Genomic DNA, 12,809 nt, shown 5'->3' on the forward strand with positions numbered 1-12,809 from the left:
GGCACCTCCCCTATTAGGGGAGGATTTCCGGAATGCGAACGGCCGACTGCGGACTGCGGGCCGCCGGTTATGTCGGCCCCTACATCGATGAACGATTTCCCCTGTGGTATAATAATCTCAGCATGAGAAAGGGTGGTATCTATGAAACTGAAACACGGTATACTTACATTGTCTTTGGGATTGGCCATGGCTCTAGGCGGTTTTGCCGGCAGTCAGGCTTTTTTCAACAGTCCTTTGGCTGCGAATAGTCATTACCGGCCGATTAATTTTGGCATGGGTTATGAAATGTACGTCGATTTGAGTTCGCTGGAAACCGTGAAGGATGATGGTCAGGGCTGGATTTTTAAGGTCAATCTCTTCCGGTCGCCAGAGGATTCGGGGAATATTGAAGGGACGTATACCCTGACTTATAAGGTGGCTCATGGCCAGGCCTGGCTGTATAATGATTCGACCCATAGCTGGCAGGAAATCCCTATGCGCAAGAAGGAAATCAAGCACAATCAGATTGCCGATTTCGTCGCCGTCAATCTCTGTTACAAGCAGAAGACGGGCCAATATCTGAATGACGACTATGGCTATGCCAAGGGTATGGAGCATTATTACAAGGGGGAGTGAAGGCCGTGACTGCCGTCCGGGGACCGGCTCTGCATCGCGGCGACTGTATCGGCATCGCAGCTCCGGCGACACATGATGAAGGCCAGGATATTTCCGCGGCTGTGGACAGGCTGGAACGGGCCGGCTATCGCGTCAAGCTGATGCCGACGGTTACCGGGAGTTACGGCTTCTTTGCCGGGACCGATGAGGAACGGGCCCGCGATGTCAACGCCTTGTTCTACGACGATGACGTCAAGGCCATCCTCTGTCTCAATGGCGGCTATGGCTCGGCACGCATCCTCGATAAGCTGGATTACGACTATATCGCCGCTCATCCTAAACTGGTCATCGGCTTCAGTGATGTGACGGCTTTGCAGATTGCTCTCTGGGAAAAGTGCCGCCTGGTCACGGCCAATGGGCCGCTCATGGTCACCCTCGGCGGCTCCGATGCCTATACGGCAGGCCAGTTCTTTCAGGGCCTTACGACAGACGCATGGCAAGGTCCCCTGGCCCTGCCGGCCGGGCGGAAGCTGACGACCGTCGTTTCGGGACAGGCAGAAGGGCCGATTGTCGGCGGCAATCTGACGGTCCTCACGTCCCTTGTCGGCACGCCTTATGCCCTTGACGGGACAGGCTGCATCCTGGTCCTGGAGGATACTGGTGAAGATGCCTACCGTATCGACCGCATGCTGAACCAGCTCTGGCAAAGCGGCCTTTTGTCCCGCGTCGCCGCCATCGCCTATGGTGACTTCACCGACTGCCCTCATGATCCGGGCGACTTCACGACGGACCAGGTGCTGGATTATTATGCTCATCTGGCAGGGAAACCGGCCATTAAGGGCCTGCCCGTCGGCCATACCCGGGATAAGGCCTTCGTGCCTTACGGCGTCGAAGGACGGCTCGATGCTGACAGGGAGGGCGCGTCGCTTACCTTTGTTGATGGTTGATGTTAGGCGGGCCGCAGCCTCTGCTGTCCGTTCTGGCAACCGTCCTGCGCCTTCCGTTGGTCGGCACCTGACGGGCCAGAAAGGCCCTTGGGACGGCCCCTACGATTATTTGCGATTATTTATGTAAAAAATCGTGTATAATTCTTGACAAAATATTAAAATGCATCTATAATGAATAAAAATTCAAAGAATAGTCAGGGCACAGCCCATGTGATATAGGAGTGATGAAGTGTGAAAACGAAAGTATTCATTGATGGCCATGAAGGGACGACGGGCCTTCGTATTCATGAACGGCTCAGCAACCGTCAGGACATTGAACTGGTTCCTATTGCCGACGATGTCCGCAAGGATCCCGATGCCATCCGGGCTTGCATGAAGCAGGCCGACATCGCCTTCCTTTGTCTCCCTGACGGTGCCGCAGCCGAAGCCGTAACGCTGGCTGAAGGTTGTGACGTCCGCCTCATCGATACGTCGACAGGCCGGCGGGTGGCACCGGGCTGGACTTATGGGTTCCCCGAATTATCGCCGCAGCAGGCCGAAGCCATTGCCAAGAGCGACCGCGTCGGCAATCCGGGCTGCCACGCCAGCGGTGCCATTTCTATTCTCCAGCCCCTGACGGCAGCCGGCATTGTTCCGGCCGATTATCCCGTAACGGCGTTCTCCCTGACCGGGTACAGCGGCGGCGGTAAGAAGATGATCGCCCAGTACGAAGGCGACAAGAGCCAGGATTTATATGCACCGCGTCAGTACGGCCTGGTCCAGCAGCACAAACACTTGCCGGAAATCGTCACCATCTGCCATTTGACGCAGGAACCGGTCTTTACGCCTATTGTCGATGATTATTACAGTGGCATGGAAGTCATGATTCCTTTCTTCAGCCACTTGCTGGCCAAGAAAGTGACGGCTCAGGACGTATGGCAGGTCTTGGCCGACCATTATGACGGCTGCCCCTTCGTCCACGTCCTGCCCTTTGGGGAAGACAAGGGCGGCTTCATCGCAGCCAATGACATGAGCGGCTACGACGATATGGAAATCTTAGTCACCGGCAACGACCAGCGCATCATGGTCACGTCCTTGTTCGACAACCTCGGCAAAGGCGCTTCCGGTGCGGCCATTCAGAATATGAACCTCATGATGGGCATCGATCCCACGACGGGGCTAAATTTAAAATATTAGATGAGTCAGATGAAAGGTGGAGTCAGTATGAGTCAGGTTTATGATAGCCTCAGCGTACCGCAAGGATTTCAGGCTGCCGGTACGTACAGTGGATTATGCAGCAGCCGTGTGAAATTGGATGTCGCCATGATCGTAAGCCGACGCGACTGCTCCATCGTTACCGCCACGAGTCAGGGCCTGATGACTCAGTCCGGTAAGGTACTGCTCCTGCACAACGGTACGGCCCTTCCTGATGGGCCGCGGGGCCATGAGATTTCTCAGGAAGTCTGCCAGGCTGCCGGGAAATGCATGGATGAAGCGCCAGACGATATCGCCCTGGTCGCCAGCGGGGCCAAAGGCCAGTATTTCCGCCCGTCCCTGCTCATCCACAGCCTCAAGACGCTGACGGCAGGATTGGGGACCGACAGCCAGCCGCTGGAAGCGGTTCTGGATAATGCCGGCGACGTCACGGCCTATCAGGTAGCCTTGTCCAGTGGGACGCCCGGCTGTTCTCTGAGCGGTGTCGCCGCCGACGGCACGGCCGACAGCGACGGCTTATGTGTCATCATGACCGATGCCCAGGCCGGCAGTGCTGTCATCGAAGGCGCCCTGGCTCAGGCCAAGGCGGCCATCGATACGGAAAACTTTACGTTCATCGTCATGGCCAACGGCATGGCCGGCAGCAGCCCGTGCAGTCAGGAGGTACTGGCTGATGGACTGGAACAGTTATTGAAAAAATTAGGCTTCCAAAATTCCTTGAAGGCCTGCAGTTAATGGGGGAATCTATTGTAATGTTTAAACGAATCGAACTCGTCTCGGAAGATGTCAAATCCGTAACCAATGCCCAGAAGGCGCAGATTTTGATGAACGCCCTGCCGTACATCAAGAAATACAGCAACAAAATCGTCGTCGTCAAATACGGCGGCAATGCCATGATCAACGAAGACCTGAGGAAATCGGTCATGGGCGATATCGTCCTCTTGAACCTCATCGGCGTCAAGGTCGTCCTCGTCCACGGCGGCGGCCCGCACATCAAAGAGACGCTCAATAAATTGGGCATGGAATCGAAATTCCTCAACGGCCTGCGCGTCACCGATGCAGAAACGATGAAAGTCGTCCAGATGGTCCTGGCCGGTCAGGTCAACAAGGACCTGGTCAACCTCATCGGGACCATCGGCGGCAAAGCCATCGGCCTCTGCGGCATCGATGACCAGATGATCAAAGTCCAGAAACAGAGCGATGAACTGGGCTACGTCGGCCGCATTACCGACGTCGACGTTTCCATCATCAAAGATAACCTGGATAAAGGCTATATCCCGGTCATTTCGACCATCGGGACCGACACCAACGGCCAGGCTTATAACATCAATGCCGACACGGCAGCCGCCAAGATTGCCGGCGCCCTCAATGCAGAATGTATGCTGTCCATGACCAATATCGACGGTGTCCTCAAAGATAAGGACGATCCCGATTCATTGCTCACGGAAATCACCCTCGACCAGGCGCGGCAGCTGGAAAACGACGGCATCATCGCCGGCGGCATGATTCCCAAAGTCCAGTGCTGCACCGATGCCATCAAGGCCGGCGTCAAGCGCGTGTTCATCATCAACGGCACGGTTCCCCATGCCATCCTCATCGAAATGCTCACCGAAGAAGGCCTGGGCACGATGTTCGTAGGACATTACTCTATCGGTAAATAAAGAAAGAAGGAATCCCCTAATGGCAGAAGATTATAAAAACCTTGATAAAGAATATATCGTCAATGTATACAACCGGGTCGGGGCTGTATTGGATCACGGCAAAGGTGCGATTTTATATGACGTCGATGGCAAGAAATACATCGATCTCAGCGCCGGTATTGCTGTCAACATTTTTGGTGTCTGTGATGACGTGTGGATTCATGCCGTCGAAACGCAGCTCCATAAATTGAGCCATATTTCCAACGTCTTCTTTACGGAACCCCAGACCGTCCTGGCCGAAAAACTCTGCCAGAAGACGGGCATGAAGAAGGTCTTCTTCTCGAACTCCGGTGCCGAAGCCAATGAATGTGCCATCAAGACGGCCCGCAAATATTCGCACGACAAATACGGCGACGGCCGCTATACCATCGTCACCTTGAAGAACAGCTTCCACGGCCGGACCATTGCCACCTTGACGGCGTGCGGCCAGGACTCGCTCCATGAAGACTTCGGGCCCTTCGTCGACGGCTTCGTCTATGCGGAACCTGATGATTTTGCCGATATGAAGCGGCTCTGCGAAGAAAATAACGTCTGCGCCATCATGATGGAAATGGTCCAGGGCGAAGGCGGCGTCCATCCCCTCGACAAAGAATATGTCCAGCAGGTCGCAGAATATGCGCATGCCCACGATATCCTGATTATCGTCGACGAAGTCCAGACCGGTAATGGCCGGACGGGCTATCTCTATTCCTACATGGGCTACGGCATCCAGCCCGATATCATTTCGACGGCTAAAGCCATCGGCGGCGGCCTGCCCTTGGGGGCTACGATGTTCGCCGATTCGACGCAGCATACCCTGACCAACCATACCCATGGTTCGACTTTTGGCGGCAACCCGATTTGCACGGCCGGTGGCATTTCCATCATCGACCGCCTCGACGACGCCCTCATGGAAGAAGTCCGGAAAAAAGGGAAATACATCAAAGAAGAACTGGAACAGTGCGAACACGTCGACCACGTATCCGGCATGGGCCTCATGATTGGCGTCACCCTCAAGAATAAAGCCCTCATGGACGTCGTAGAAGGCTGCGTCGACCACGGCGTCCTCGTCCTCACGGCCAACGGCCTCCTGCGCCTCCTGCCGCCGCTCAACATCCCCTGGGATGAATTGAAAGAAGCTATCAGCATCGTCAAGGAAGTCATCGATAAATAGAATATAGTTTGCAGTATCAAGTTTGTAGTGAAAAAGGCGCTGTCGCACATGCGACAGCGCCTTTTTGGCAGTCAGCAGCTAGCTGTTAGCCGTTCGCAAAAATACACACGGCCCATGGCCGAACTGTAGGGGCTTCCCGTGGGAAGCCCGCCAGAGAGATTTCATAACAGCCCATTCGAGTATAATGGTAAGTTTTTACGAGCCACGAACAACGAGCCACTATTTTTTGACGAGCCAAGGGGCACTCGAGGCGATGTCGTCATTCTGAGTCTGTTGCCGCGAAGCGGCATTTGAGTCCGAGGCGGCATGCGAACTGCCAACTGCGACCGGCGGGGCCGTCAGGCCCTTATAACCGCAATTGGTAGCGGTATGGCCGTATTTCTTTATTTATCCACAGATATTCTTCAGGAATTTTTTTCAGATGATTGTAGACTGTGTTTTCGGAAATGTTTAGGGTTTCTATGATTTCTTTTACGGAAACGCCGATGTCGGAAAAGATAGCCGCTTGTAGCAGGATATCGCAAATCGCAGCGGTGGTTTTATTTTTCGTTGACAAGGACGGCGTTTGGGTGAGTTTTTCTTTGGCTTTTTGATAAGTTTGATATTTATGTTTGAGTGTATGGTGTGTGAAAAGCGTGGCCTGTTCGATGAATTTCAAGGTTCCTATGATGAAGGGGGTCAAATCTCCGCGATTGATGTCGGCATCGGTATGTGAAAACAGGTCGTAGTATCTTTTGCGGTATTTTTTGATTAAGATAGAAACTTGCAGGGCTATTGCGGGATGTAAATGCAATGCCAACAAATAAGACGTGATGAATCGCGCCATTCGGCCATTTCCATCATAGAAAGGATGGATGTAGCCAAAGAAATAGTGAAAGATAGCAACACGGATTAAATAAGGGATGGTCTTGTCATTCAGCACATCGAGGGCTGCGTCCATCATTTGAATGATAGCTGATTCCGGATAGACTCCTTGATGGATAGTTTTTTGTGCCGGTGAGACGATGTCGACACGATCCTTACGAAAGATTTTCCCATCAGGGAGATTTTTGGGGTCATCTCGTTTAATTTCATCGGCCAGAAAATCGTCGAAAAGCTGGCGGATATCCTGGCTGGTAGTTAAAGGGATGTATTCTTTTTGAATGATTTTGATGTATTTGTTGACGATGCTGCCCAGACGGTAAAATGACTGTTCCGATTCGGGGACGGAAAAAGCCATCAAGATTTCTTTCCTCGTACTGCGGACGCCTTCAATGTCATTGGTCGATTTGATTTCATCAACCAGGGACGTATGCAAAAACTGCGAGATAGCGGCCGGTGGAACTTGATGTATAATGTCAAGACAGTCCATGACTTCGCTGGCAATTTTTTCCAAGGATAAGGCGATTTCTTCGCTATAGCAGAAAAAAGCAGGATGGCTTTGCCAACGATGATACTGCTTTATCGCCAAAGGCAAATGACGGCTAAAGGGGCTGTGAAACCGTTCCTGATATACTTTTTCCCATATTTGGCTGTCTTTGTAATAGAGTGAATACAGGGATTCATATTTCATGGCAGTTACCTCAAAAAAAGCGATTTTTGCTATCTCATGATTCTGAGACCTCAAAAAATGGAAATTTTGAGGTTTCACTTTTATTATACTCGGCAATTGATAATATGACCAGTATAGAGCTCAGGTCGCAGTTCGCAAAAAAATACACGGCCAACGGCCTTGTGCGTAGGGGGCGACCTTTAACCTCTCAGACCGCCTTTGGCGGCCTGCGACCGGCGGGGCCGTCAGGCCCCATATTCGATGAACGACGAACGACCTACGATGAACGACTTTTTAGGCCCCAATGTACTGTTTGCGAAATATTTTTCTTGCTATTCATGGGGGAATTGCGTACAATAGGGCTGTATTTATTAAAATATCAATGCAAAGGAAGAGGATAGGGAGAGAAGACATATGAAACATTTGAAGATAGCTTACAGCTTTGATGTACAGTATTATTTCGTTGACAGCGACCGGGAAATCGTGCCTGTTGAGCAGACGGATTTCACCGATGTGGCCGTAGCGGTTATTTCGGACCAGGATTTTGCCTACATCGACAAGATCGATGAAACGGGATTCGGTATTCCCATCATGGTCATCATGCCGGGCGGCGAGAAGATGCCGGACCAGTATATCGACAAGGTCGATGTCGTCTTTACGGAAGAAATGGTCAATAAGAGCCGCTGTATTTCGACGGCCGAACGCCTGGCCAGCCGCTATGAACATGCTGTGCTGCCGCCGTTTTTTGCCGACCTCGTCGATTACGTCAGTGAAAAGAATACGCCTTTTGACTGCCCGGGCCATCAGGACGGCCTGTTTTTCAAGAAGCATCCGGCAGGACGCTATCTTTATGATTTCTATGGACCTCATATTTTTCAATCCGATATCTGTAATGCCGACGTGACCCTCGGTGATTTGCTCATCCACGAAGGGCCGGCTTTGGAAGCGCAGGATTTTGCAGCCGAAGTCTTCCATGCCGATAAGACCTATTTCGTCCTCAATGGCTCTTCGTCGTCCAATAAGGTCGTCACCAATGCCTTGCTGACGCCTGGCGACTTGGTTCTCTATGACCGCAACAATCACAAGTCCGTCGCTCTCGGGGCTCTCATCCAGGCCGGGGCGACGCCGGTCTATTTGGAAACGGCCCGCAATCCCTATGGCTTCATCGGCGGCATCGACGCCCACTGTTTCGATGAAACGTATCTGCGCCAGCTGGCAGCCGAACGGGCTCCGGAAAAAGCCAAGGCCAAGCGGCCTTTCCGCCTGGCTGTCATCCAGCTCGGCACTTATGACGGGACGCTGTACAATGCCCGCTACGTCGTCGACCGCATCGGCCATCTCTGCGACTACATCCTCTTTGATTCGGCCTGGGTCGGCTATGAACAGTTCATTCCCATGCTCAAGGATTGCTCGCCGCTGCTCCTCGATTTGCATGAAGACGATCCGGGCATCATGGTCGTCCAGTCGGTCCATAAGCAGCAGGCTGGTTTTTCTCAGGCTTCGCAGATCCACAAGAAGGACAACCATATCCATAACCAGCCCCGCTACTGCAACCACAAGACCTTCAACAATGCCTTTATGGCCAATGCGTCGACGAGTCCTTTTTATCCCATGTTCGCCACTATCGCTGTCAACGCCAAAATCCATGCCGGTGCGGCTGGCCGCAAGATGTGGATGGACTGCGTGAAAATGGGTATCGAAGCCCGCAAGGATATCCTGCGCCGCTGCCACTATATCCGGCCGTTCGTGGCACCGACGGTCTACGGCAAACCCTGGCAGGATGGCAATACAGATGACATGGCCAACGACCTGGCTTATTTCACCTTTGAACCGGATGCCAAGTGGCATGCTTTTGAAGGATACGGGCCGGGGCAATACCTCGTCGACCCCTGCAAATTGTTATTGACGACACCGGGCATCGACGCTGAATCGGGACAGTACGAAGATTTCGGTATCCATGCCAACATCCTGGCGACGTACCTTCGCGGTAACGGCGTCATCCCGGAAAAATGTGATTTGAATTCGATCCTCTTCCTGCTGACACCGGCTGAAAATAAGAATAAGATGCGCCTCCTCGTGTCCCAGCTGGTCCGTTTTGAACGCTTCGTCGACCACGATGTCCCCATGCAGGAAGTCCTCCTCGGCGTCTACAACTCACATCCGGACCGCTACGCCGGCTATACGATTCGCCAACTCTGTCAGGAAATGCATGATTTCTATAAGGCGCGGAACGTCAAGGACCTGCAGAAGAAACTCTTCCGTCGGGAATACTTGCCGGAATACGCCATGAATGCCCAGGATGCGCAATACGCTTTCATCCGCGGCCAGGGTGAGCTGGTGCCCCTCGATGAAATCGAAGGCCGCATCGCCCTCGAAGGCGCTCTGCCGTACCCGCCGGGCGTCCTCTGCGTCGTCCCGGGCGAACGCTGGTCCCATACGGCAGTCCAGTATTTCAAGGCCCTGGAAGAAGGCCTCAATGAATTGCCGGGCTTCGCCTCGGAAATCCAGGGCGTCTATCTGGAAAAAGAAGACGATGGACGCATCCACGCCTATGGGTATGTGCTGAAAGAGTGAAAAAAAGAGAGACTGTCGTATTAAGACAGCCTCTCTTTTTTTCACTGTAGGGGTCGCCACGTGGGCGACCCGCTAGAGATTTGGCAATGCATTCCCTGAACTTGAGACTCGCTAATGTTCTGGGACGGGCTTGCCACGTGCAAGCCCCTACTATAGAGGTGATGTACAAAGATTTCTATAACAATGTCTTTACGGCTTCGGCGATTTTTTTGGCGATGTACGGGTTATTCATGGTGTAGACGTGGATGCCGTCTACGCCGTTGGCCAGGAGGTCGGCGATCTGGTCGATGGCGTAGGCGATGCCGATGTCGCGCATGGATTCGGGAGTGTCACCGTATTTTGCAATGGCCCGCTGGAATTTGATGGGGAGTGTAGCGCCGCACATGGTGACCATGCGTTCGATTGAGCTTTATTGGTGACGGGCATGATGCCGGCTTCGATGGGGACGTTGATGCCGGCGATTTCACAGCGTTCGAGGAAGCGGTAGAAAAGGGCGTTGTCGAAGAATAGCTGAGAAATGAGCTCGCTGGCACCGGCGTCGACTTTGGTCTTCAAGTTGCGGATGTCGGCAGCCAGGGTCTTGGCTTCGGTATGGCCTTCGGGATAGCAGGCGCCGATGACGTTGAAGTCCGGTTCCTTTTCTTTGATGAAGGCTACGAGGTCGCTGGCATGTTCAAAGACGTGAGCCCGTTCGCGGCCCGGTACTTCGTCGCCGCGCAGGGCCAGGATGTTTTCGATGCCCGCTTCTTTCAATTCTTTCAAGTTCTGCAGGGCTGCTTCTTCCGTGAGGTAGATGCAGGGCATATGGGCCGCCGTTTCGCAGCCTAACTGCTTGATGTACGTAGCGACTTCGACGGTACGGTTGCCGCCCGTGCCGCCGGCGCCGCAGGTGACGCTGATGAAGTCAGGATGGAGCTGGCTCAGCTCGTCCAGGGTCGGATAGACCGTTTCGACGGGAATGTCCCGTTTCGGTGGAAAGACTTCAAAAGAAAAGACCGTTTTTTTGGCAAAAAGCTCATTCGTATGCATGTATATGAATTCCCCCTCAATATCAAACGTCAAACATCCAACTTTTATTAGAAGCTCGGCAGGATTGCGCCCTGGTATTTGTCTTCAATGAATTTCTTGACTTCCGGAGACTGGAGGGCTTTGACGAGTTTCTGGATTTCCGGACGATTTTCATCGCCTTCACGGATGACGAGGACGTTGGCGTACGGCGAATCCTTCGGTTCCAGGAAGAGAGCGTCTTTCAGCGGATTGAGGCCGGCTTCCATAGCGAAGTTGGTGTTGATCAAAGCGATGTCTACGTCATCGATGGAACGGGGAATCTGAGCGGCTTCGAGTTCGACGAACTGGAGATGCTTGTCGTTCTTTTCGACATCCTGTACGGTCGATGTGATGTTACCGCCGTCTTTCAAGCCGATGAGACCGGCACTCTGCAGGATGAGGAGGGCGCGACCGCCGTTGGTCGGGTCATTAGGAATGGCGACTTTAGCACCATCCGGCAGGTCTTTCAAATCCTTGATTTTGTGGGAATAAATGCCCATCGGTTCGACGTGGATCTTGGCGATGGCTTTCAGTTTCGTGCCGTGTTCGTTGTTGAATTTGTCGAGGTACGGCGAATGTTGGAAGAAGTTGGCATCCAGTTCCTTGTCGTTGAGGGCCAAGTTCGGTTTGACGTAATCCGTGAATTCGACGACTTTCAAGTCGACGCCTTCTTTGGCCAGGAGCGGCTTGATTTCGTTGAGGATTTCGCCGTGCGGTACGGGCGTAGCGCCGACGGTGACCGTCGTGTTCTTGGAAGACGAGCCGCTGGAAGCGGAATCACTGCCGCAGCCGGCAGCCAGGAAAGCGACGGCCAGCAGGGCCGAAGCGGCGAGAAGCGAGAGTTTCTTGAGATTTTTCATGAAGATTCCTCCTAACAAAATATAGAATAATATAGACTATCCTGTTCCGTCATTTTATCCATAAAAAAGACCTCTTTCCGAAAGAGAAAGAGGTTTGATGGCTGATTCTTTATCTCTCGGAATAATCCGCAGGAATTAGCACCGTCATCGTCGGTTGCCGGGTTTCATAGGGCCAGTCCCTCCACCACTCTGGATAAATGTCGTTCTAAAGTTGTCTTGATTCTTAGTTTATCATGGATAGGCTATTTGTCAAGGTCTATCTTAAGGGCATTGACAAAACTATACTTAATGGCCAGAGTGCCGGCAGCAGCGACAAGGAAATCAAGATCGGAGCCACAGCGGGTCCTCATGCTGAAGTCGTCGAAGCCGTGGCTAAGGAAGCGGAAAAACAGGGGATTCACATCAAGGTTGTCGAATTTTCCGACTACATTACGCCGGACAAGGCCCTGGCTGATGGAGATATTGACTTGGTCAGCTATCAGCACAAGCCATTCCTGGATAATTTCAATAAGCAGAATGGCACTGATTTAGTGCCTATCGGCAATACGATCCTCATGCGCATGGGGATTTACAGTGATAAATATAAGAGTGTCGACGCTTTGCCCGACGGTGCCGTCATTGCTATCCCCAATGACCCGACCAACGGTGGCCGCGGCTTGGCACTCCTTCAGCGGTCTGGCCTCTTGAAACTCAAGGACGGTGTCGGTTTCAAAGCTACACCGGCTGATGTTGTCGATAATCCCAAGCATTTCCAGTTCAAGGAAATCGAAGCGGCCCAGTTGCCGCGCAGCCTCGGTGATGTCGATGCCGCTGTCATCACTATGAATTACGTCATGAGCGCCGGCCTCAACGTCAAAGAACAGGGCATCTTCCTGGAACCGAAAGACGAACCGCTGGCCGTCATGGTCCTGGCTGTCCGGGCTCAGGACAAGGACAACCCGACGTACAAGAAGATTGCTGAAATCTTCCATTCCGATGCTGTCAAGAAGTTCATTGCCGATAAATACAACGGCACCATCGAACCGGCTGAATAGGCGGGCCTAAGGCTTGACAATAGGCGCGTTACAAGTATATAATAAAGCAAAATCTAAATGGATTTGTCGATGAACGAAACGAGTATATCCGATTGTGGCAGTTCCAGCGAGCCGATGGCAGTGGGAGTTCGGCACGGACCGGCGGATAGAATGGATTCGGGAGATGCGGCCTGAA

At 52.8% G+C, this 12,809-nt stretch carries 10 protein-coding genes, 1 pseudogene and 1 riboswitch; of the genes and pseudogenes, 8 read left to right on the forward strand and 3 right to left on the reverse strand.

Going from position 1 to position 12,809, the window contains the following annotated elements; genetic code table 11:
* Positions 1 to 141 precede the first annotated feature (141 nt).
* The 6 genes from ACFWUB_RS08025 (at position 142) to ACFWUB_RS08050 (ending at position 5,588) form a co-directional block, all read left to right on the forward strand.
* Positions 142 to 615 (forward strand): hypothetical protein, encoded by a 474-nt coding sequence (locus ACFWUB_RS08025; protein ID WP_416183780.1) that lies wholly within the window; start codon positions 142 to 144, stop codon positions 613 to 615.
* A complete protein-coding gene (locus ACFWUB_RS08030; RefSeq protein ID WP_416183781.1) occupies positions 612 to 1,541 on the forward strand; it encodes a S66 peptidase family protein in 930 nt (309 codons plus the stop codon). Before ACFWUB_RS08025 ends, ACFWUB_RS08030 begins: the two co-directional genes overlap by 4 nt.
* A 231-nt stretch (positions 1,542 to 1,772) precedes the next feature.
* On the forward strand, positions 1,773 to 2,717 hold the full coding sequence (argC, locus tag ACFWUB_RS08035) for an N-acetyl-gamma-glutamyl-phosphate reductase (protein ID WP_416183782.1): 945 nt from the start codon (positions 1,773 to 1,775) through the stop codon (positions 2,715 to 2,717).
* 27 nt (positions 2,718 to 2,744) lie between these two features.
* Positions 2,745 to 3,470 carry an arginine biosynthesis protein ArgJ gene (locus tag ACFWUB_RS08040; protein ID WP_292282339.1) on the forward strand — a complete coding sequence of 242 codons (726 nt, stop codon included), beginning with the start codon at positions 2,745 to 2,747 and terminating at the stop codon, positions 3,468 to 3,470.
* Positions 3,471 to 3,487: 17 nt separating this feature from the next.
* Entirely contained in the window at positions 3,488 to 4,396 is a 909-nt protein-coding gene (gene argB, locus ACFWUB_RS08045; RefSeq protein ID WP_292282337.1) for an acetylglutamate kinase, read from the forward strand.
* A gap of 19 nt (positions 4,397 to 4,415) precedes the next feature.
* Positions 4,416 to 5,588 (forward strand): acetylornithine transaminase, encoded by a 1,173-nt coding sequence (locus tag ACFWUB_RS08050; RefSeq protein WP_416183783.1) that lies wholly within the window; start codon positions 4,416 to 4,418, stop codon positions 5,586 to 5,588.
* 346 nt (positions 5,589 to 5,934) lie between these two features.
* Here ACFWUB_RS08050 and ACFWUB_RS08055 read toward each other — a convergent pair whose 3' ends face one another.
* Entirely contained in the window at positions 5,935 to 7,140 is a 1,206-nt protein-coding gene (locus tag ACFWUB_RS08055; protein ID WP_416183784.1) for a Fic family protein, read from the reverse strand.
* 393 nt (positions 7,141 to 7,533) lie between these two features.
* Between ACFWUB_RS08055 and speC the strand changes: the two genes are divergently transcribed.
* Positions 7,534 to 9,693 carry an ornithine decarboxylase gene (gene speC, locus ACFWUB_RS08060; protein WP_416183785.1) on the forward strand — a complete coding sequence of 720 codons (2,160 nt, stop codon included), beginning with the start codon at positions 7,534 to 7,536 and terminating at the stop codon, positions 9,691 to 9,693.
* Between the two features lie 175 nt (positions 9,694 to 9,868).
* Here the strand turns inward: speC and metF are convergent.
* Positions 9,869 to 10,722: pseudogene (gene metF / locus ACFWUB_RS08065) on the reverse strand (methylenetetrahydrofolate reductase [NAD(P)H]).
* Between the two features lie 47 nt (positions 10,723 to 10,769).
* Positions 10,770 to 11,600: a MetQ/NlpA family ABC transporter substrate-binding protein gene (locus tag ACFWUB_RS08070; protein ID WP_416183786.1), complete on the reverse strand. Its 831-nt coding sequence runs from the start codon at positions 11,598 to 11,600 to the stop codon at positions 10,770 to 10,772.
* A 106-nt stretch (positions 11,601 to 11,706) separates the two neighbouring features.
* Positions 11,707 to 11,800, reverse strand: a riboswitch (SAM riboswitch).
* 33 nt (positions 11,801 to 11,833) lie between these two features.
* Between ACFWUB_RS08070 and ACFWUB_RS08075 the strand changes: the two genes are divergently transcribed.
* Positions 11,834 to 12,634, forward strand: coding sequence for a MetQ/NlpA family ABC transporter substrate-binding protein (locus ACFWUB_RS08075; protein WP_416183787.1), 801 nt, complete (start codon positions 11,834 to 11,836; stop codon positions 12,632 to 12,634).
* Positions 12,635 to 12,809: the final 175 nt, after the last annotated feature.

It is taken from the genome of Megasphaera sp. (assembly GCF_047831605.1).
Lineage (GTDB): Bacteria > Bacillota > Negativicutes > Veillonellales > Megasphaeraceae > Megasphaera > Megasphaera intestinihominis.

What these genes read in the sequence shown, in the direction of transcription:
- ACFWUB_RS08055 (WP_416183784.1), bottom strand. Translation starts at nt 7,140, where the DNA reads ATGAAATATGAATCCCTGTATTCACTCTATTACAAAGACAGCCAAATA.
- ACFWUB_RS08025 (WP_416183780.1), top strand. Translation starts at nt 142, where the DNA reads ATGAAACTGAAACACGGTATACTTACATTGTCTTTGGGATTGGCCATG.
- argB (WP_292282337.1), top strand. Translation starts at nt 3,488, where the DNA reads ATGTTTAAACGAATCGAACTCGTCTCGGAAGATGTCAAATCCGTAACC.
- ACFWUB_RS08075 (WP_416183787.1), top strand. Translation starts at nt 11,834, where the DNA reads ATGGATAGGCTATTTGTCAAGGTCTATCTTAAGGGCATTGACAAAACT.
- ACFWUB_RS08070 (WP_416183786.1), bottom strand. Translation starts at nt 11,600, where the DNA reads ATGAAAAATCTCAAGAAACTCTCGCTTCTCGCCGCTTCGGCCCTGCTG.
- ACFWUB_RS08050 (WP_416183783.1), top strand. Translation starts at nt 4,416, where the DNA reads ATGGCAGAAGATTATAAAAACCTTGATAAAGAATATATCGTCAATGTA.
- speC (WP_416183785.1), top strand. Translation starts at nt 7,534, where the DNA reads ATGAAACATTTGAAGATAGCTTACAGCTTTGATGTACAGTATTATTTC.
- ACFWUB_RS08040 (WP_292282339.1), top strand. Translation starts at nt 2,745, where the DNA reads ATGAGTCAGGTTTATGATAGCCTCAGCGTACCGCAAGGATTTCAGGCT.